This is a genomic window from Paenibacillus sp. J45TS6 (genome assembly GCF_018403285.1).
In the GTDB taxonomy this organism is placed as follows: Bacteria; Bacillota; Bacilli; order Paenibacillales; family Paenibacillaceae; genus Paenibacillus.
This window is the reverse complement of the sequence record NZ_BOSJ01000003.1, coordinates 65548-85173: the sequence shown is the minus strand read 5'-3', so window position 1 is coordinate 85173 and position 19626 is coordinate 65548. Positions and strand designations below refer to the sequence as shown.

Below are 19626 nucleotides of genomic sequence, written 5' to 3'. Positions count from 1 at the left end.
ACTCTTTTCAAAAACTAATAAACAGCAGGACAATCTTCACCTGAAGGACTAAAGAAGCAATGTGCTCGGTATCTCCCTGTATTCGCTTGATTGTACCAAGTCGGCGGACAATCCCCTGCAGGTCTGAAGAACCAAAGTGCGTTACTTGCCGGCCATATCTTTTCCCCGTTGATTACCCGCTGAGCGAGTCTAATCTCTGATTCCCTTGCTGCCTGGTAGAAATATCCCTTTTGGGTTGCTTCAAATCCTCCCGGATTCTGGAATACCATCTCACTCACAGAGCGGATATTCCGGAAATCCAGACATCCTCCGAGCACTCGATTGACCCCTACATTCCCTACAAGGAGCATCCCTGTATCACCGTCTTCTTCCGCTTCCGCACGCATAAGTCTCGCCAGTAATTTCACATCTTCGGAATTCGCTTTAATCACTGCCAATGGAAGTCTTCCTCCTTCCCGTATTATCTGTTCTCATGGCTATACTTTATATCTTATTGTGCATTCGCCCAGATCGTGACAATTTATTTCAATTATTTTTTTGAATAAAAAAAGAACATTGGGTTTGCTCTTCACAAGAGCCCAACACTCTTCTTATTTCTTACTCATTTTTTATTCCGATGATTACGAAAATAGCGAGACACATAATAACCTACAACGAGAAAAACAAGCAAGACAACGACACTAGTTATCACAAGAATAGGATCGTACGTGTCTTCACCTGAAGATAGAGGACCAAAACTCGTTCTAGGCTCAACCTCTGCATGTAACATATGCTTGCCTTCAAAAAAGTTAATCAGATACATAGACTCCTCCGAGATTATATCTTTTTTTCCAGTTTAACAAATCTCTAATTGGAAATATATACGGATAGAGAAATGAACATATGAAAAAAGAGCAAACTAAAAGTTTCTTTAGTCCGCTCTTCTCATCTCTATATGAGATTATTAAATAATTCTTTATGGCTTCGCATTAATCCAATAATCGTAAGAATGAATTAAATACCCCTGATAAGCATTATATTCCGCAAGCAGACCTGGCAACTTCGCTAGTTCTGATTCCATATAAGCTTCGCCTTCTTCATAAAAAGTAATATGATTTCCCTCATGACTTTCTTTCATTTCCACCGAAATCAGCAGCGGCTTGCCTAATTGATCAGCAATTTCCATTTCTTGAGCTACAACGGTCGCAATTCCGTTAGATCCTTCTGCTGTATCTCGGAAAGCCATAAGTGAGATATGATCCAATGTACGAATCATCCATTCCGTTACCGTCATGTTTTTTCCTGGCAATTCATGGCGATCGAGCCATACAGCTAAATCAGCACTTGTTTTGAGCTCGGAATCTTTTTTGGTCTCACGAGCGAAATACTCTATATTAGATGCCCACTCTTTAAGCACACGTTCTCGGTTATTATCCCATTCCGAGTTTGTATATGGCTCAATATCTAAGTGAATGCCGTGGAATTTTTCATCCTCTGCTGCACGTAGGTTATATTGTTTCACATAATTAATGAGCCTCGTTAGACGTGATCTGTTTTCTTCAAGTCCCCAACTTGGATGACCGCCCATCGCATGAACTTCAATTCCCATCGCTGCAGCTTGACCCACAAAATTGCGATACAGTGAATACGGCTGGTCAAGATCAAGTCTTACATATAGAAAATTCACCTTTTTCTCTTGTAAGAACTCGAGCACTTGGTCACTTTCATTAATTATCTGTTCTGCTTTCCATATATAAGTTCCGCGAATAGAGTCAGTCGGCAGTTCTGGTTCTGGTTCTGGGTCCGGTGTCGGCTCTGGTTCTGGTGTCGGCTCTGGATTTACTGTATCTTGAGTCATCTGACTCCAATATACATAATCATGAATGGCAACTCCTGCAAAACTGGAATAGCCTGCATAGGATGCTGTCACTTCCTGAAGAGCTTGTTCCATTTTCTCTTTCGACTTTCCAGCAAATGTGGTGAATTCTTCTCCCGGCATTGGTTTCGCGTTAACTCCAACAATGATTTTTGCAGAATAATTGCTTGACCATTCCATCTCTTCTTGAATAACTTGGACAATCCCGCCCACCCCACTTGCTTTATCACGATAAGCCATTAAAGCGATTTGATCAAACCTGCCCATAAACCACTGAATCAGCGGTTCTTGTGAGTCTGGGTTATAATAGTGATCATACCAGAAAGGAAGATCTATAGCTGAATCCAGGCTAGGTTCTTGCTCAATGACAGACAGGAACTTTTCAATATTCGCAAGATAAGTCCGAGTGACCTCATCGCTATCGATCTCCCACTCCCCTAGAACATAGGGCTCTATGTCCAGATGAATTCCACTAAATTTTTCATTTTCTTCTGATTCTCTATTAAAGTCAACAACCCAGTTAGCAAAACGCAATAACGGAACTTCTCCGCCTTCCGCCGCCCACTTTGGGTGACCTCCCAGCGCATCCACCTTTATTCCATTCTCATGTGCACGAAGGATAAAACGTTGGTATACTGCGGCAGGTTGCTCCATATCAATTCGTAAATAAATATGATTAATCCGATGATTGTCTGCGTAATCTAGTATATCTTGGCCGCCGTCCTGAATCGATTCAGCTTGCCAAAGCCACATTGCCCGAGTAGTTTCTTTTGAAGAATCAAAAGCTGTCAACCATGTTACACTAGCAAGAAGTACAACCCACAAGAGCATGCGGGAAAGTTTCCCGTACATATCTTACCTCCACTTCTTTTCTCTTTTTTTAAGCCAACGCTATTATAACAGTGGAATAGAGCAAAAAAAATGAGCCCTCGTGCTCATGTTGGGCTCATCCAGAAATATTATACAATTTTGATAGGAGTCCTAGGCTAGGGCTGATATATCATTTTTCGTGACATTCCACCATCAACAACTAGATTCTCTGCTGTAATAAAATCGTTCTCAGGGTCGGTCAAGTATAAGCAGGCACGCGCGATATCCGATGGTTTCCCCACTCTTCCGCTTGGATGCTGCGAATGGTCCTCTGGGCGCAATTGTTCATATTCACCAGTCTCAATCCATCCCGGACTGATACTATTGACCCGGATGTGTTCAGATGACAAGGATAAAGCCATCGCATGGCTAAGCGAAATAATAGCTCCTTTAGAAGCAGCATAAGCTTCTGAATTTGGCTCTGACATGGTAGCCCGAGTAGAAGAAATATTGACTACAGAGCCGCCATTTTTGTTGTTTTTCATGTATTTGGCAGCGATCCTTGTCCCAAGAAAACAGCTGCGGACATTTGTGTTCATCACATCATCCCATTCATCTACAGTGAGTTCATAAGGTGATTTCCAAATCCCATATCCTGCATTATTAATTAGAACATCAATCTGTCCATATTCAGTTACCGCAGCTTCCATGAGTGTTAGAATTGCTTCTTCTGACCTAACGTCACAGTGGACAAACATCGCTTCGTATCCATCTTGACGCAGCGACGCAGCCGCCGCTGCTCCCTTCTCCTCATGGCGATCCGCAAGAACGACCTTTGCTCCTTGCATGGCATAAGCACCTGCCACTTCTTTACCGATCCCGCTGCCGGCTCCCGTTACGATGACTACCCTATTTTCAAATCTCATTTTCTCATCACCCTTCCCTTCTGAATTCCTTTCCTACTCATTACCCTAGTTCTACCAAGTTACTCTATTCATTTCGAATAAACATCAAAAAAAGCCGCCCTTGTCAGGGACGACCTATACATTATTATGGCAAGAGAAATGAATAGAAGACAACTTCACTCATGCATCAGCTCCGTATCTTTCCCTAAGACCCGTGAACCGGCTCGGCATATACTCTAGCAAGACGTTCAAAGCCTATGTAACGCGTTCCTTGAAAAGTGAGTCTTCCCTCATCTCCTTCAGAACATAGACCATACTCTTTACCGGCGACTTTAAACTCCAATCGATCGCCACTCTCCACTTCAAACGTGACATAATACATGGTTCTCGTATGGTTGCCTTCGCTCTGATTTGTCTGCTGCTGAACAGAAATACGTCTACCCGTAATCCGAGAATGCACTGTGAGGACAGGCTGTTTCTTGTTTTTCCCCCACTGAAGAGCTTCTTTTCCAATGGAAATAGCAATAATACCGAGAATCACGACAAACACTACAGGGAATACCGTTCCGAAAAAATCAAACATCCAGAAAGATTCAAATCCCACGCCGTCTCCTCCCGTCCAAGTTCTGGCTTCTGACAAACCGTCATTCTGTTCAAGTATATGCCACTATGGAAAGGAACTTGTCATCTCTTTAGCAGAATAATACAAATTTTCTTTGTTATAACACTCCCCAGTTCAGCCCGCCATCCGTCGTTTGCATCAATATTGATTTCTTCTCCGTTGCATTTTCAAGTAAGATCCATCCGACTTTTGTCGTAACGAACTGCATTTTCACAACCTCAGGGTACTTATCCAATAAATCAGACAGATTCTTGCTGCCTGCAAGTTTAGACCAAGTTTTCCCTTGATCAGTTGTCTGGTATATTGTTTTTCCTTGTAACATCCACCCTATATGATCAGAGACAAAAGTAGGATACAGCCGTTTATCTGTCCCGCTTTCTGCCGGCAGCTCAAATTGGACATGATTCCATGTATCGCCGCTATCATCTGTGAATAATCCGCTGTACTTAACTTGGTCTCCTTCAGAACATCCTAGCGGTATGTAAAGTTTATGATGATTAACGCTTAATGACTCCATTTCTCTCATTGTAAACGAAGAGCATTTCGTATGAAGTGATGAAGTACGATTAAAAAATGACTTGTCCATGCTCCAAGTCTCACCGTCATCGCTAGTTACGTACATTTTTGGTGTTCCCAGCTCTAGTACAGGTACAAAACCTTTCCCGTTGTCTGTAAACATCATGCCCATCGCATAACCTTGTAGTGGAATCGCTTCATCTGTAGCCTGAATTGGATTATTCGTTGATGTTTGGGTCCAGTTAACTCCGCCATCGGTCGTAATATATAATGTTTTTTGTTCTTTTACTGTCCCCACACTCTCACTCGTCATGAGATAACCGTGTGTACTGGAATTGAAATGAAGGGCTGTTACGGTTTGTGATTCTTCAAGTGAAGCGATCTTCCAGCTCTCTCCGCTGTCATCCGTACGCAGAACGACATTATTGGTTCCATCTGTTCCTGAACGAACGATCCATCCATGTTCTCCATCTAAAAAGAAAATATCTTTTCCGTAAACAGGGTTAGATGAAAACTTCACATTGGCTGAAGGAGAAATATTAACCCAGGTTGCTCCGTTATCTCGCGTATAATACAGTCTTAATTCATTACGAGTAACGCCCCAAGCAAGACCTCCATAACCATGGATGAGTTGAAAATCAGTCAATCTTGTTTGAATTTGATATTTATTACTATCCGGTACTTCATAATATTCTGGTTCTACTAATGTAAGGGTTTGCCCTGTCTCTACAGGTTCTTCTTTTATGGTCGGCTGCACTTGTTCGGACTCTTTCGAACTGCAGGCTGCAAGCAGCAATACCAGCATACATGCTAATGACCATACGATTGCTCTACGCATGTTATCACCTTTCTACCATAGCGTTTTCTCTAAGTTAGTCATTATAGCATAATTTGTTTTGAATGAGAGTCAAATCTGTTACTTGTCTGAATCCATTTCACAACTGAAATGGTTTCCTCTGTGATAAATAAAAAAACTTCCGGCAATAGCCGAAAGCTTCTTAAAATCAGTATATTTATCTAGAAAAAATGGTTTATTTAGGATTGTTTTCACCAAGTTCACTATGCGAGTATCCGTAGAATAAATAAATAAGAAGTCCTACGATCATCCAAAGGATGAATCCCATCCAGGTCCAAATGTCTAATTGGAACATGAGCAGGAAACAACAACCAGCACTTAACAAAGGAAGAAATGGTACCCACGGAACCGTAAAGCCTCGCTTAAGGTCCGGTCTTGCTTTACGCAATCCAATTACACCTAAAGATACGATAGCAAAAGCGAATAATGCGCCCATATTTGTCAGACTTGCCAGTTTATCAAGTGGAAGGAATCCGCATAACAAGGCAATAACAAGTCCAACCATCCAAGTACTTCGAACAGGAGTCTGTCTCTTTTCATCTACTTTGGATAAAAATCTAGGAAGCAGTCCATCACGAGAAATGGCGAATAAGAGTCTTGTTTGACTGAATAACAGTACAAGTAAAACGGTTGTTATTCCAGCAATCGCCCCAAGCGATATGAGTCCTGCTGCAAAATCTTGCTGAACGAACCGAAGTGCAAAGGCTACCGGATCAGCTACACTAAGTTCTGTATAAGGTACCATGCCTGTCAGGACTACAACAACAATTACATAGAGTAACGTACACACTAATAGTGAAGCAATAATACCGATCGGCAGATCTCGCTGTGGGTTCTTAACTTCTTCCGCCGCGGTTGCTACAGCATCGAAACCAATATAGGCAAAAAACACTAGCGCAGCACCGCTCAGAATCCCTGAATATCCGAATGGAATAAACGGTGTCCAGTTATCCGGTTTCACGTAAAAAGCTCCAACGATGACAAATATGAGAATGACAGCTATTTTAACAAACACCATAAACGCATTAAATCTAGCCGTTTCTTTCGCGCCTCTTGTTAATAGCAAACAAATTAGCAAGATAATAATAACGGCCGGTAAATCCACAATTTGTCCTGAGGCTGCATTAAATGCTCCAGACAATGCAGCAGGCAAATGGATATTAAAACCAGCTAATAGTCCTTGCACATAGGCAGACCACCCACTCGCAACAGAAGCGGCAGCTAAACCGTACTCGAGTACAAGAGCCCAACCCATTAACCAGCCAAACACTTCACCAAAAGCGGCGTAACTGTATGCATAGGCACTGCCGGATATCGTTACCGTTGAAGCTAGTTCAGAATAACAAAGTGCTGCAAGAATACATACCAGGGCAGCAACAACAAATGAAATAACGAGTGCTGGACCGGCATTATCTGCGGCAGCAGTTCCCGTAACGACAAAGACACCCGTTCCGATAATCGCCCCTATTCCAAGGACGGTCAGATCAAAAGGGCCCAGCGATTTCTTTAGATTGTTATCCGTTTTTTGATTGGGGTCAAAATGTTTCTTACGTAATAAATCCATAAAGTCACTCCTAGATGTAAGTTGCCCTACTATTCGTAAGTTTCATAGCAATGCTGTTTTATTATCTAAATATGAAATGACCCTGTCAATGAAAAGGAATAAGCAAATTACTATACTCCACTTACTCAATCTTCCATTTCCACTAGTATTACGCTATTTCCAGCATAAAAAAGACGCTGTGTAGGTCCGTAAAAGGTACATATCAATCACAAAATTATCTATTCCTGTGTATAATGAAATTCAGGATGATGTAAGCTGATGATGCGACCGATTTTGATGAGCGCTTAACTTATATGAATAGAAGATTTTAGTAAGTATAGGTGTCTATAAAAAAAGTACTTGCTGTGATAGCGCTTCCTGTATTATGATAACAGCTACAGAGTTACAACAACTCATTTACTTACTAAAATATATCAGCTAATTGAATAATGGATCTTCGGGGTAGGGTGAAATTCCCAACCGGCGGTGACGCTTTTTAGCGAAGCCCGCGACTCAATTTTCTTATTATAGAAGATTGACTGATTTGGTGAAATTCCAAAGCCGACGGTACAGTCCGGATGAGAGAAGATCAAATATCGCAACGTGCCGTGTTATTTCGCATGTTTGTTTGATCAACCCCTATTGTTTTTGGCATGCAAAATGCTGAGATGATAGGGGTTTTGTTAACTGAAGATACCATTTTCAAATTCGATGGAGGAGTTTGATGATGGAAAACACTACCCACGCAAAAAGAAATTCAAGTTCGACTGGTTTTTGGCTGGTTGCCCTTGGGGCAGCTTTATGGGGAATAAGTCCCCTGTTTCGTATCAACTTGTTAGAACATCTGACTTCGATGCAAGTTGTTCTCGTAGAACATTTACTCGTATGTCTTGTTGCAGGTCCGATCCTTTGGAAGAATCGTCATGAATTGAAACACTTGAAGCTAAAGCACTACCTTGCCATGTTATTTATTTCATGGGGTGGATCTGCACTTGCGTCTGTTATCTTCACGATGGCACTGACAAACGGTGATTTAAATGCAGTAATCTTGCTGCAAAAAATGCAACCTATCTTTGCTATTCTTTTAGCAAAATTGATCCTTAAGGAAACATTGCCACAAAAGTTTGGCGCTCTGTTTACCATAGCGATCATCGGTACGTATCTACTTACCTTTGGATTTCACTTACCTTTTGGTGAGGGAACCGAATGGCTCAAAATTGGGAGCATCTTGTCACTTTTAGCAGCTGCTCTATGGGGCGGTTCTACAGTAATGGGCCGTCTGCTCCTTGGACAGATCCAGTATAGTACCGTTACTTCAATCCGGTATGTATTCGCAATTCCTTTGCTTGTTGGAATGACATGGATCGAAGGTGGAGTAACCAATCTTCCTCAATCAGGTCCTGCACTTACCAGTATTATTATAAATCTTCTTGCGCAAGCTTTACTGCCAGGACTACTGAGTCTGCTTCTGTACTATAAAGGTTTATCTTCAACAAAAGCATCTATGGCTACACTCGCTGAACTCAGTTTTCCGATGACAGGTATTATTGTAAACTGGCTTGCTTTTGGTGAAATGATTACACTGGCTCAGCTCGTAGGCTTTATCTTTATATGGTCCGTTCTATTTATCCTAACGCGTCAGCAACAGACGAATCAGAACCAACTTTCTATAAACTAATAAAGGTCCCATCCTGCCATGTCTTCTGGACATGGCTTTTTTATGTATGAGATAACGACAACGCTCTTGCGTATGGTAAAATCATAATCAGAAAGGGATGATTGACATGAAAAACCAGTACACTTCCTATGATGCCGTAGGACTTGCTCAGCTCATCAGAGACCGGGAAACTTCACCTGCCGAGTTAGTTCAAGCTGCAATAGAACAAGTAGAAAAACAAAACACAAAAGTAAATGCCGTAGTACATACAAGATATGAACAAGCTTTGAAAGAGGCTGAACAGGTGAGCATTATGGAGCAACCTTTTGCAGGCGTTCCTATTTTGTTAAAAGATATTTCCCAAGCCATTGCCGGTGAACCGCTCACCTCTGGTTCTAAGCTGTTTAAACAGCACAAACCTTTATATGATTCTCATTTTGTTGCCAAGTTAAGAAAAGCCGGCTTTATTCCGATCGGGCATACCAATACACCGGAATTTGGCCTCAAAAATATTACCGAACCAAAGCTGCATGGACCCGCTCGGAATCCATGGAACACCATGCACTCCCCTGGCGGTTCCAGCGGAGGTTCCGCAGCGGCTGTTGCGTCTGGAATGGTTCCGATCGCTGGGGCTAGTGATGGCGGAGGATCCATTCGTATCCCTGCATCATTTAGCGGACTCTTTGGACTTAAACCTACCCGAGGACGTACACCGGTTGGCCCTGGTGTGGGTAGACAATGGCAAGGAGCCTCTATTGATTTTGCATTATCCAAGACGGTCAGAGACAGTGCTGCTCTTCTCGATGTACTCCAAGTCATTCAGAATGAAGCTGCTTTTCAAGTTCCCCTTTATCCGGGACGTTATCTCGAAGATATGTATGCGCCGCTTAAACGTAAATACCGTATTGCATATACCACCACCTCACCTGTAGGTACACCTGTGAGTGAAGATGCTATTGAAGCGGTACATAAACTGGTTCGCTTTTTAGAATCTGAAGGACATGTTGTTGAAGAAAAGCTGAGCCCTGTCAATGGGGTCCGTCTGATGGAGAACTATTACATGATGAACAGCGGTGAAATGGCGGCTATGGTTCTTGGCATGGAACGCGGACTTGGAAGATCCATTACTGCAGAAGATATCGAAATCGAAGGATGGGTTCTGCTTGAAGCAGGCCGTAAGTTATCTGCTGCCGAATTTGTCCACAGTTTAGCGGAATGGGATGTCGCTGCTGCTCAGATGGGTACGATTTATGATCGTTACGATTTTTACATTACACCAACCAATGCCTATCCAGCACCGCTTGTGGGAGAACTTACGCCTGGACCAGAACAGACCCAGCACTTGCTTTCCGTGAGCGATTTATCAAAGGCTAAACAACAGGAACTTATCTATGAAATGTTCCTTCCAAGCTTGACCTATACTCCGTTTACACAGTTAGCTAATCTTACAGGCAATCCAGCGATGAGCCTTCCTATCCATCTAACAGAGTCAGGACTGCCCGTTGGCGTTCAAGTGATGGCCGCAAAGGGGCATGAGAATGAGTTATTCACCTTAGCTTCCTTACTCGAAAATTCATCGCTTTGGGTAGATCTCATGGACAATCCCATGTTGAAAAATGAATAGGACGTGACAAATGGATATCTGGTCTGTGCATCTCCGTCCAATATTAGATTCGGGTATAGACTGGATGCGAATCATACCTTTAATGAACCCTCAGCTGCGAGCTAAGATTCAGAAGTTTCGTCAGCCTGAAGATCAGCTGCGCACCCTTTGCGGTGAACTCCTTTTGCAAAGATATGCTTTGGAGCGGTGGGGAATTCCCCCCTCTGGGCTTGTTAAGAAATATAATGCTTATGGTAAACCGGAACTTGCAGAATATCGTTCATGTCACTATAATATCTCTCATTCTGGAGATTGGGTCGTAGCCGCTTTTGATTATAATCCGGTTGGGATCGATATTGAGTCGGCCGCTAATCCCATAGAGATATCTATTGCAGAGCGCTTCTTTTCACCTACTGAAGTCAGCCTGCTTCAAGAACAAAACGAGGAACAACAGCAATCTCTTTTTTACGATCTGTGGACGCTAAAAGAAAGTTATATTAAAGCAGAAGGTGCGGGGCTCTCGATTCCGCTTGACTCATTCTCATTTGAATTTCAGGAGCATAATAAAATAAAGTTCTATCGTTCGGGTAAACCGGATACCAGCTGGGATTTTAAGCAATATAGGATTGACCCCGGATATGCTCTTGCCGTATGTGGGCGCGATCCGGTCTTTCCCGAAAAAATCGAAACCATTCGTTGGGACAAACTGATTTCAGTTATTTGAAAATAGTAAGCGGAAGCATGATTAAAAAGATAGGCGTAGTGCAGAGGGTGGAGTCCCTTGCACTACGCCTATTTAAATTACACATACGTTTACGTTTATGTTTATGTTTACGTATGTGTTGATATTGGTGTACTATACCAGTCTCTTTACTTCCTCTCACAGCGATGTTTAACGATATCTGTTACTGAGTACTTAAAATCAATTAAACATTATTAATAAATCCATCCTCAGATATAGTGCCCCATTTCCTTAGCTTGCTTTTAATTTACTTAATTATTAATTTAATGTATTCATTTGTGCGAGTTCATTAGCGTTTAGTTTTTTTACAACTTTATTTTTCTTCGTGTCAAAAGAATATCTAAATAACTTATAGAGATCAGATGGATACTCACTACTTGCATAATCAATGAATGAACCTTTTTTGTCCCAAAGTATAAATGCAGTAGAAATCGTTCTTGTTTCTCTTGGTACATAAGTAAATGTATTATAAAACACATTATAGATTGCTATTCTACTTAATGAGGGATCTCCATACGAAAAGGCAAGCTTTTGACCATTAGGAGACCACTTGTAAGCAGTCACGGTTTCAACTGGTTTCGAACTTTTCACCATACTATTAATCAGTTCGTAAGAACCATCTTTGAGATTAATGACATATAATTTGTTGTAGCCGAGACTCCCTGCTTGTAGCGCAAGAAATTTTTGGGTTGGGGATATGGAAATTGAATTAATGGTATCAAACTCATCTGTGAAATTTATAGTATAGTTTTGAGTCCCATTTATGATCTCTACAGAATCTATCAGGGTGTCAGATGGAGGATTAGCCGACTTCTTCTTAGTAGCTATTACACTTACGTTATCCTGTTCAAATACAATCTTGTTTTTTGTTTCTTTTTTGCTAGGCTTTTCTTTCGTTATGAAATATGAAGAGTTATCATTTGTTACCATTTGTGTTACCATTTGTGTTACCATTTGTGCTTTAGCTTCATTGCTAAAGTGTTGATTGAATTGAAAAACAGGAGAAACTAATGTGAAAGCTAACATTATTTTGAGTATTTTTTTCAAGATTAAACCTCCCAATAAACTCACCTATACATCTTAGTATAGTACAAGCGAAATTATTTTCAAAATAATGGAATTAGCTCTAACTTGGACGATTAAGTTAAACCACCTGCGTTAATAAATGCACTTATGATTGCACAGCATCCAAACAAGATGAACCACCACGCCCATGTGTTCTTCTTTCTCTTTTGCTTACTGATCAGCAGACCCACGATTCCCGTAACCAATATAAGTACCGCTAAACTTGTTCCTACAATAAATCCCGCCATCTCTTCTTATCCCCCTTCAATGTTTCCTTAATGAAAACTCTCCTCCTCTAACCTCAGCGCTGTAGCTCCTTCTTGCTTCTAAATAAGTATATTGTTTCCCCTCCGAAATTAAGGGAAAATCACTTTTGAAATTGCCTGATACCTTTTTAAACTTAAAAATAAAGCCGTCATTATCAGGAATAGTGATGATAACCCTTGCTCCCGTTCCTACACAGCGGATTCTTTCGGGTACAATCCGGGATCGAATTGTCATCCCTCTTCCCTTGTTAGACGAATCGATCTCTGAGAATTCACCTGTAAGTTCCAATTTAGATGAAGTTGAATTGATATGCAGCTTATCAACGATTAACTTCTCTCCAATAACACTAGAACCTACAATGCCTAGATCCAATTCTTGTATATTCCCTGATAACTCCGCTCTCCCAGATGTGATTCGGCACTTACAATTCATAGCACTCACTTCTTTAAAATACACCCGGCCACCAACTGTTGTGAGGTTCACCGAGTTCCATACCTTCTCAGGAAGATATATTTCCAGTATCGTAGAACGAAATTGAAACCCAATCCTTATCGCTTCTTTTCTACCATCAACAATCCGCAGTTCATCAGACCTGATGTCTGTATTAAAAAGTCTACTTTCAGGAAATTTGTTACTGGCTTTTTGAACAATCCGAATATCGTTTAACTCCGTGGTAAAAATTCGAATGTCATCTGAAAGCCAATCAATCATCAAATGGCTAACTGAATCATGGATCGTTTGTTCTTTTCGTATCTCAAATTCACTCATTAAAGACACACGATCACTCCTATAATAAAACGTTTTTGTTTTATCAATCGATCTCCATGCTGTTCACCTTGTTCATCAATTCCCAAAGTATAAAGGTACTCACTGCAACGACGAGGGTTAACAGGGAAAACAGGATAGCATCATTTCCAAAACTTCCTATCATGGCATTTGCATATACTGCAGATAGAATGAAAGAGGTAACCATTGTTGTGGGTATAGACTTTTTTACAAAACCAATTCTCATGGCGATGATGCAAATACCATTTACGCTGATAGACAGTACAAGGATCATTTTAATTATGGACATCAATAGTCCAATTGAAAGTGTGTCACTTACGATAGGTATAAATGACTCCGTTAGACTAAAAATCAGAACTGCTGGAATATTACAGATGATCATGGCAACCGTAGTAAATAAGACCACTATTCCCACTTTAGCCAGAAGTACTTTTTTCCGATTGACTGGATATGAGAACAAAAGCACTAATCTTGTACCGCTATATTCCTCAATTACAAATCGTGAATACATTACAGAAGACAAAACGGAAAACACAATCATACTGACGATGGTAGTGAATAAAAAAATATTGGGGTAAGTCTGAAAATCCGGTTCATTCTCCACCTGCGCAACATAGGCAACAAAATACATAAAACCAATAAGTACAATTCCAAAAATGATACTAGCCGTAACATAAGAGCCAAGATGATTTCTTTTCATCTCCAATTTCATCATCCTAAGCAAACTGGTTACCTCCGCTCACGATATCAAAAAAGTAGTCTTCCAGGCCATTTTCAAACTGAGTCTTGATGTCCGCTAGAGGCATTTCCCTCTCTACTCTTCCTTCTGTAATAATCCCTACGATATCTGCAATATGTTCGATCTCTGAAATGATATGACTGGATAAAAGAATGGTCATACCATGGTCGTGCACTAGAGTAAGAAACAGGTTTCTCATCTCTCGAACAGCGACAGGATCAAGCCCACTAATAGGTTCGTCAAGAATGAGAAGTTTAGGATGATGAATGAATGATCTTGCAATTGCAAGTCGCTGGCGCATCCCTAAAAAAAATTTAGATACAGGCTTAGAACCGGTCCCCACGAGACCTACCATTTGCAACGCCTTGGATATATCTGCCTCTTCCACATTCATATAAGCAAGATGCAAGCTTAAGTTCTCCTCAGCAGAGAGATGTTCAAAAAAAACGGGAACTTCAATTAGGCTGCCAACTTGCGTTAAGATTTTATTTCTCTCTTCCGTTACGTCCATGCCTAACACTTCTACTTTTCCAGCCGTTGGGGTAAGTAATCCAAGTAAAATCTTCATTACCGTTGTTTTTCCAGCACCATTTGGTCCTAAAAATCCATAGATAACTCCTTCAGGAACAGACATTCTGCAGGATTGAATCACTTCCTTATCTAAAAAAAACTTCGATAAACCCTCTGTTTTTACTGCAAAGTTACTACTCATCCGAACTGTATCCTGCAATATCCGAATGACGTTCCGTAATTTTATGAAGCAATTGATCACTGACAATATCTGCACCCAGAACCCTCAACATGTGTTGTAAAAAATGTAATCGATCCACAGTTTCCTCATGCTCCCGTCCAAACAATAGTGGATTTATCCAAATATTCACGAGTAGCATAAAGACCTCAGCACACTCTATTGGAAAATCCGTGGTGATGGATCCATCCTCTTTTCCCTCCATCATAATTCTTGCAATAATCGGGGCATCTTTTTTCACACCTTCCTGAATACCTGTCACTACAAATTGCGGATTCTTAATCTGTGTACTCAGTACTCCGTCCAGGGAATGGGCGTCTGGATCAGCTACGATTTGTTCTAAAATCACAACTAATTTCTCGCGCGCATTTGAGGCTTGAGTATTTTGGATTAGATCATCCAGTATCTTTGCAGCATAACTGAATTGTTTGTTCATCACCGCATCAAGGATGTCTTCTTTCGATTTGAAATGATGATAAATAGCCCCTTTGGACATTCCAAGTTCATCAATAATATCTTGTATGCTTGTTTTCTCGAATCCTTTTTCCGTAAACAGTTTGGATGAGACTGCAAGGATTTGCTCCAATGTCTGTTCTGGATATTTATTTCTAGCCATATTAGCCTCCCTCTTTTTAATACCGACCGTTGGTATCTATAATAAAATACGAACCATATAATGTCAATAAAAGTAAAAATAAACATAAAAAAGAACTGTATCTCTACAGCTCTTTTACTTTCTTTTAATAAACTCAGGAGTCGAATATAACTAGGATATATATTTTAATTTGGTTATCCTTTTCGCCCTTGTACTTAACTGTGATGAATCCTACAAATAAATAAACTTTTTTACATTTGATGTGTTTGTATTACAACAAGTGATTTTTGAAATCTATATATTATTAAAATAAAACGAAGGAGCTATCAAAATGATTAGAAAATTATGCTTAGCATTACTGCTCTTAAGCTTCACGAATGTCACATTTTCAGAACCGAGTTCAGCAGCTACCAAGATCCTAAAAACAAAAATCGAAGTTTCAAAGACATTCTTGGATCACAATATCGCTAGGCCTCAAAGTGATGGAAGCTTTCATAATGGTTTGTTACTATCCGAACAATCAGATGGAACTCTAATATACAACAATACTAAAGGAAATAAAGCTTTCCATCTCCCAGATAATATCAAACCGATGAGTGATTTTTACGAACAACGAGCTTTGGTACAAAATAAAGAAACAAAACTCTATGGCTATATTAATACAAAGGGGAAATTAGCGATTCCTTGTCAGTTTACCGAAGCTGGCTATTTTTCTGAGGGCGTATCTCATGTAACCTTAGCAAATACGAATCAACAGGAACTTATAGACAGAACAGGAAAAATCATTTCTCATTTCCCAAAAAAATATGATTCCGATTTTTATTTTAGCAATGGCCTTGCTATGGCAACTGATCCGAAAAGTAATAAAAATGGATTCATTAATACACTCGGTGAATTGACAATTCCTTTTGATTACACCTATGCTCGAGGGTTTTCCGAAGGTTTCTCCCTTGTTCAAAATAATAAAGGACAGTACGGGTATATTGATACTTCTGGCAAAGTTATTATTCCTTTTCAATATAAATCAGGTGGTAGTTTCTCTGAAGGATTAGCATCCGTGCAGAACAACAAAGGTAAATGGGGATTTATTAATAAGAAGGGTAAGGTCATCATCCCTTTTCGATATGACAATGCAAGTGATTTTAGCGAGGGACTAGCGGTCGTATACAACTCAAGTGGTAAAGTCGGGTTTATCAATAAAAAAGGGAAGTTGGTCATTGGTTACCAAGAATACAACAACGCATCTAATTTCAAAGAAGGAATCGCTTTAGTGGGAATCGGAACAAACTCAGATGGTAAGTTCGGTTATATTGATCGTTATGGCAACTTATTAACTAAACTTGAGTATAGAGCAGAATCTTCTTCCTTTAATGGAGGGTACGCTATAGCTGTTACATCCCCAAGTAAGTCGGTTATTCTTAAAAAACGGATAATTACTAAATGAACTAGAGAGTGCTCTGGATACCAGCAAGAATATGATCAGAAAGATGAAAAACACATCACAAGTATCTCATGGTAACGTGTCTTCAAAAGGAACAGATTCAAAGAGCACCTTAAGAGGTTATTCTTTCCCGTTTAAGGTGCTCTTGTTACTAATGAAATCCAAAATCCGCGATGCTGAAGGCTGCGCATATTTTCAGATTTTCTTTTCATTTCCAAGAAAATGAGGTTCTATTTTTTTCTCTAATAAACCACCCTCTGTGCGCGATACTTGATAGGCAAATGCATTCCGTCTAGAGCTTACTACTTTATACAGATCCGTTCCTATGTAATGAAGCGCTGTCCCATTATCCGCAGCTACACCCTGCTTGAGTTCTCCTGCCTCCACTAACTTGCGATAAGCCGGTTTATAAGTATACTCTCCGCTATCCATGTCATCATAATGCGGGCTATGACTTCCTGGAAGTAACCCAAGACAACGAATAGAAGAGTAACCTCCCTGATTGGAGTCTGTAATTCCTTCTTCATACCAACAGAGAGATCCAGCACTAAGACCTGCAAGGACAATACCTTGTTTCCAAGCGGTTGTGAGAATCTGATCAAGCCCCCACTCTTTCCATAAAGTAAGTAAATTTTTAGTACTCCCTCCCCCTACATAGATAATATCCTTGTCCAGAACAAAATCCTCTATATTCCGGCATGGCGGAGAGGATAAGGATAAATGGGATGGGATACAGCAATGTTGATCAAAAGCCTCATAGAATCTCTTCACATACCCCGCTGCATCTCCGCTGGCCGTAGGTAGAAAACATATTTTTGGCTTATCAGAAACAGATTGGTCTAAAATATATTTATCTAGCAGCGGATTATCTGGTTCCATGGAGAAACCTCCACCGCCCATTGCAATGATTTGAGATGTCATCTATGTAGCCTCCTTTACGGTATGATTAACCTTGTGCTTGTCCTGATGTTCGAGCCTGACATGAGCTAATAGTAAAAAAGGAATGCCGCATACTGTCATAAGTACTATAGGGATAAATATGTATAACGGCTGTTCCGCTGTAAAATGAGTAAGTAACGCTCCGCCAATCAGCGGTGCTAGTACATTTCCTAAATTATTGAACCCCATCATTCCGAAATATGTGCCCTTGAGCTCCGGTTTTGCAATGCGATCGACCAATAAGTCCATCAAAGTGAACATCAACACTTCACCAATGGTAAATATAACGACACCAGCTAACATTGCCCACCAAGAATCCCACATTCCGAACAATATAAAACTTCCTGCCACGAAAACATTACCTACCATAAGTGACACAGCAGGAGGCAGTTTACGGAACGTTCGAACGAGAGGATATTGAACGATCAGAACAACTACGGCATTCAATGACAGCATGTAAGTAAACAACTGCGCTCCATCTTCAAATTGTGGGCTGAGTTCAAGGTACTGTGCTAATGTGGAACTGAAATGCCCAAATCCAAGTACACAGAACATAGAACCGATAAGTACATAGATGAAAGTTCGATCCCTGCTTGTAACGGTAAACGCCTCTCTTAAAGATACCTTGGATCCACCGTCCTCGGATGGTAACTTCACTTGCTCAGATTGTAATGCAAATTGAATGATAAGTACGATTCCATACAAAATATAAACTGCGCCAGCAATGAGAAAAGGAACTCCCGATTCAGCTGAACCCATCTGTAATCCAATCAGCGGTCCAATGACAACACCGAGATTAATCGCAGCATACCGCAGATTAAATACGAGGAGTTTATTTTCCGGTTTTGTAATATCAGATAACATGGCTCTTGATGTAGGTTCAAAAACAGCACGGCATAAACCGTTTAACGCATTCATTACAAAAAACATCCAAATTTGATTCGCTGCTGCAAATCCGATAAACACAATTGCCCAGCTGAAAATAGAAAAAATAAGTACTTTTCTTCGTCCGATTCGGTCAGATATGTAGCCTCCATAGAAACTCGCAAACACGCCGATCAGTGAACTTACCGCGACCACCATACCGGTTTCAACTGGTGAAGCCCCCATTGTCTTAATTAAATAAATCGATAAAAAAGGAATACTCATCGACGTAGCCATTCTACCAAAAATTGTGCCGATGATGATTGTCCAAGCAAGCGGGTGAATCTCTTTCAAATGTTTATTCATGCTGCCTCCTGTGTCTTTGAAACGTACGGTTACTCGCTATAGCAATACCTGAAAATAATACATATCATTCCAGATATTTTAACAGGTGTCAATAAATATTACCGTTATGAACCAAAAAAAAGATTTCCTTTAACAGCCTACCTGTCAAAGAAAATCTCCTTATTTTATACTCATCTTTAGGTTACAAAGTGTTGACTTGGGTTGCCCGATTCTGGATGAAATTTCTCCCGAAACTGCCCATTGGTATAACCGCCAATCACTTTACGCCAGAAGGCTTGGGCTACCATATTCGTTCTAACCTGTGAAACCTTCCATTCCCCTTGAAAGCGGCTGAATAGTTCATTTGCTGCCCAAGTTCCTACTCCGCTGCGGCGATATTTTTGCATGACAAAAAACTCAGTCATATAAAAGTCGCCATCCTTTTTACCAGAAAGCTTGTCCACAAGTGCAAAACCTGCGGGAGAAGAGCCATTTTTAATGAGAAAAGGATACTTGTCCGTATGACTCCAGTAATCATCAAGATTCGGATAGTCAGGAAAAACACCATAACGATCAACATCAATATCAAGATACTTCGTAAAATCATATAGATAGAATTGCATAAGATGACGAATGACTTGTTTTTGTTCGCGCGGTACCATAATGAGGCTTAGTTCCATATCATAACACCTCTATTTTCTTCATATAAAATAACTATAAAGCTTTGC

20 protein-coding genes and 1 riboswitch are annotated in these 19626 nt (G+C 40.5%); of the genes, 4 read left to right on the top strand and 16 right to left on the bottom strand.

All coding sequences use genetic code 11. The annotated features are described in order from the left end of the window. Positions 1-14: 14 nt before the first annotated feature. The 7 genes from KJS58_RS05475 to KJS58_RS05445 all read right to left on the bottom strand — a co-directional run bounded on the left by KJS58_RS05475 (position 15) and on the right by KJS58_RS05445 (position 7128). On the bottom strand, positions 15-437 hold the full coding sequence (locus tag KJS58_RS05475; RefSeq protein WP_213531232.1) for a cell wall hydrolase: 423 nt from the start codon (positions 435-437) through the stop codon (positions 15-17). Positions 438-601: 164 nt separating this feature from the next. Further along, the gene (locus KJS58_RS05470; RefSeq protein ID WP_213531230.1) at positions 602-802 is read right to left on the bottom strand and encodes a hypothetical protein; all 201 of its coding nucleotides are present in this window, start codon (positions 800-802) and stop codon (positions 602-604) included. A 153-nt stretch (positions 803-955) separates the two neighbouring features. Next, entirely contained in the window at positions 956-2707 is a 1752-nt protein-coding gene (locus tag KJS58_RS05465; RefSeq protein ID WP_213531228.1) for a hypothetical protein, read from the bottom strand. A gap of 134 nt (positions 2708-2841) precedes the next feature. Next, positions 2842-3591, bottom strand: a complete 750-nt coding sequence (locus KJS58_RS05460) for an SDR family NAD(P)-dependent oxidoreductase (RefSeq protein ID WP_213531226.1) — start codon at positions 3589-3591, stop codon at positions 2842-2844. A gap of 184 nt (positions 3592-3775) precedes the next feature. Beyond that, a complete protein-coding gene (locus KJS58_RS05455; protein WP_213531209.1) occupies positions 3776-4174 on the bottom strand; it encodes a DUF2500 domain-containing protein in 399 nt (132 codons plus the stop codon). Between the two features lie 115 nt (positions 4175-4289). Then, positions 4290-5546 (bottom strand): WD40/YVTN/BNR-like repeat-containing protein, encoded by a 1257-nt coding sequence (locus tag KJS58_RS05450; protein WP_213531207.1) that lies wholly within the window; start codon positions 5544-5546, stop codon positions 4290-4292. A gap of 193 nt (positions 5547-5739) precedes the next feature. After that, positions 5740-7128 (bottom strand): amino acid permease, encoded by a 1389-nt coding sequence (locus KJS58_RS05445; protein ID WP_213531205.1) that lies wholly within the window; start codon positions 7126-7128, stop codon positions 5740-5742. Positions 7129-7556: 428 nt separating this feature from the next. Further along, positions 7557-7701, top strand: a riboswitch (FMN riboswitch). A gap of 133 nt (positions 7702-7834) precedes the next feature. Here KJS58_RS05445 and KJS58_RS05440 point away from each other — a divergent pair. From KJS58_RS05440 to KJS58_RS05430, 3 genes are all read left to right on the top strand, one after another. Next, positions 7835-8785: a DMT family transporter gene (locus tag KJS58_RS05440; RefSeq protein ID WP_213531203.1), complete on the top strand. Its 951-nt coding sequence runs from the start codon at positions 7835-7837 to the stop codon at positions 8783-8785. 106 nt (positions 8786-8891) lie between these two features. Beyond that, entirely contained in the window at positions 8892-10388 is a 1497-nt protein-coding gene (locus KJS58_RS05435) for an amidase (protein ID WP_213531201.1), read from the top strand. Between the two features lie 10 nt (positions 10389-10398). Beyond that, positions 10399-11091, top strand: coding sequence for a 4'-phosphopantetheinyl transferase family protein (locus KJS58_RS05430; protein ID WP_283771247.1), 693 nt, complete (start codon positions 10399-10401; stop codon positions 11089-11091). A gap of 276 nt (positions 11092-11367) precedes the next feature. Here the strand turns inward: KJS58_RS05430 and KJS58_RS05425 are convergent, their stop codons facing one another. From KJS58_RS05425 to KJS58_RS05400, 6 genes are all read right to left on the bottom strand, one after another. Continuing rightward, positions 11368-12156 carry a hypothetical protein gene (locus tag KJS58_RS05425; RefSeq protein WP_213531199.1) on the bottom strand — a complete coding sequence of 263 codons (789 nt, stop codon included), beginning with the start codon at positions 12154-12156 and terminating at the stop codon, positions 11368-11370. A gap of 92 nt (positions 12157-12248) precedes the next feature. After that, positions 12249-12422 carry a hypothetical protein gene (locus tag KJS58_RS05420; RefSeq protein ID WP_213531197.1) on the bottom strand — a complete coding sequence of 58 codons (174 nt, stop codon included), beginning with the start codon at positions 12420-12422 and terminating at the stop codon, positions 12249-12251. A 16-nt stretch (positions 12423-12438) separates the two neighbouring features. Continuing rightward, the gene (locus KJS58_RS05415; protein WP_249716983.1) at positions 12439-13209 is read right to left on the bottom strand and encodes a DUF4097 family beta strand repeat-containing protein; all 771 of its coding nucleotides are present in this window, start codon (positions 13207-13209) and stop codon (positions 12439-12441) included. A gap of 43 nt (positions 13210-13252) precedes the next feature. After that, the gene (locus KJS58_RS05410) at positions 13253-13942 is read right to left on the bottom strand and encodes an ABC transporter permease (RefSeq protein WP_249716934.1); all 690 of its coding nucleotides are present in this window, start codon (positions 13940-13942) and stop codon (positions 13253-13255) included. Between the two features lies 1 nt (position 13943). After that, positions 13944-14678: an ABC transporter ATP-binding protein gene (locus tag KJS58_RS05405; protein ID WP_213531191.1), complete on the bottom strand. Its 735-nt coding sequence runs from the start codon at positions 14676-14678 to the stop codon at positions 13944-13946. Continuing rightward, positions 14671-15330, bottom strand: coding sequence for a TetR/AcrR family transcriptional regulator (locus tag KJS58_RS05400; protein ID WP_213531189.1), 660 nt, complete (start codon positions 15328-15330; stop codon positions 14671-14673). Before KJS58_RS05400 ends, KJS58_RS05405 begins: the two co-directional genes overlap by 8 nt. Before the next feature lie 310 nt (positions 15331-15640). On the opposite strand from KJS58_RS05400, the gene KJS58_RS05395 reads away from it, so the two are divergent. Continuing rightward, a complete protein-coding gene (locus tag KJS58_RS05395) occupies positions 15641-16753 on the top strand; it encodes a WG repeat-containing protein (protein ID WP_213531187.1) in 1113 nt (370 codons plus the stop codon). Between the two features lie 192 nt (positions 16754-16945). Here the strand turns inward: KJS58_RS05395 and KJS58_RS05390 are convergent, their stop codons facing one another. The 3 genes from KJS58_RS05390 to KJS58_RS05380 all read right to left on the bottom strand — a co-directional run bounded on the left by KJS58_RS05390 (position 16946) and on the right by KJS58_RS05380 (position 19578). Next, positions 16946-17671 carry a Type 1 glutamine amidotransferase-like domain-containing protein gene (locus tag KJS58_RS05390; protein WP_213531185.1) on the bottom strand — a complete coding sequence of 242 codons (726 nt, stop codon included), beginning with the start codon at positions 17669-17671 and terminating at the stop codon, positions 16946-16948. Then, positions 17672-18919, bottom strand: a complete 1248-nt coding sequence (locus KJS58_RS05385) for an MDR family MFS transporter (protein WP_213531183.1) — start codon at positions 18917-18919, stop codon at positions 17672-17674. 176 nt (positions 18920-19095) lie between these two features. Next, positions 19096-19578: a GNAT family N-acetyltransferase gene (locus KJS58_RS05380; RefSeq protein ID WP_191799408.1), complete on the bottom strand. Its 483-nt coding sequence runs from the start codon at positions 19576-19578 to the stop codon at positions 19096-19098. Between the last annotated feature and the right edge of the window lie 48 nt (positions 19579-19626).

What these genes read in the sequence shown, in the direction of transcription:
- KJS58_RS05470 (WP_213531230.1), bottom strand. Translation starts at nt 802, where the DNA reads ATGTATCTGATTAACTTTTTTGAAGGCAAGCATATGTTACATGCAGAG.
- KJS58_RS05465 (WP_213531228.1), bottom strand. Translation starts at nt 2,707, where the DNA reads ATGTACGGGAAACTTTCCCGCATGCTCTTGTGGGTTGTACTTCTTGCT.
- KJS58_RS05460 (WP_213531226.1), bottom strand. Translation starts at nt 3,591, where the DNA reads ATGAGATTTGAAAATAGGGTAGTCATCGTAACGGGAGCCGGCAGCGGG.
- KJS58_RS05450 (WP_213531207.1), bottom strand. Translation starts at nt 5,546, where the DNA reads ATGCGTAGAGCAATCGTATGGTCATTAGCATGTATGCTGGTATTGCTG.
- KJS58_RS05445 (WP_213531205.1), bottom strand. Translation starts at nt 7,128, where the DNA reads ATGGATTTATTACGTAAGAAACATTTTGACCCCAATCAAAAAACGGAT.
- KJS58_RS05440 (WP_213531203.1), top strand. Translation starts at nt 7,835, where the DNA reads ATGGAAAACACTACCCACGCAAAAAGAAATTCAAGTTCGACTGGTTTT.
- KJS58_RS05435 (WP_213531201.1), top strand. Translation starts at nt 8,892, where the DNA reads ATGAAAAACCAGTACACTTCCTATGATGCCGTAGGACTTGCTCAGCTC.
- KJS58_RS05430 (WP_283771247.1), top strand. Translation starts at nt 10,399, where the DNA reads ATGGATATCTGGTCTGTGCATCTCCGTCCAATATTAGATTCGGGTATA.
- KJS58_RS05420 (WP_213531197.1), bottom strand. Translation starts at nt 12,422, where the DNA reads ATGGCGGGATTTATTGTAGGAACAAGTTTAGCGGTACTTATATTGGTT.
- KJS58_RS05415 (WP_249716983.1), bottom strand. Translation starts at nt 13,209, where the DNA reads ATGAGTGAATTTGAGATACGAAAAGAACAAACGATCCATGATTCAGTT.
- KJS58_RS05410 (WP_249716934.1), bottom strand. Translation starts at nt 13,942, where the DNA reads ATGATGAAATTGGAGATGAAAAGAAATCATCTTGGCTCTTATGTTACG.
- KJS58_RS05405 (WP_213531191.1), bottom strand. Translation starts at nt 14,678, where the DNA reads ATGAGTAGTAACTTTGCAGTAAAAACAGAGGGTTTATCGAAGTTTTTT.
- KJS58_RS05400 (WP_213531189.1), bottom strand. Translation starts at nt 15,330, where the DNA reads ATGGCTAGAAATAAATATCCAGAACAGACATTGGAGCAAATCCTTGCA.
- KJS58_RS05395 (WP_213531187.1), top strand. Translation starts at nt 15,641, where the DNA reads ATGATTAGAAAATTATGCTTAGCATTACTGCTCTTAAGCTTCACGAAT.
- KJS58_RS05390 (WP_213531185.1), bottom strand. Translation starts at nt 17,671, where the DNA reads ATGACATCTCAAATCATTGCAATGGGCGGTGGAGGTTTCTCCATGGAA.
- KJS58_RS05385 (WP_213531183.1), bottom strand. Translation starts at nt 18,919, where the DNA reads ATGAATAAACATTTGAAAGAGATTCACCCGCTTGCTTGGACAATCATC.
- KJS58_RS05380 (WP_191799408.1), bottom strand. Translation starts at nt 19,578, where the DNA reads ATGGAACTAAGCCTCATTATGGTACCGCGCGAACAAAAACAAGTCATT.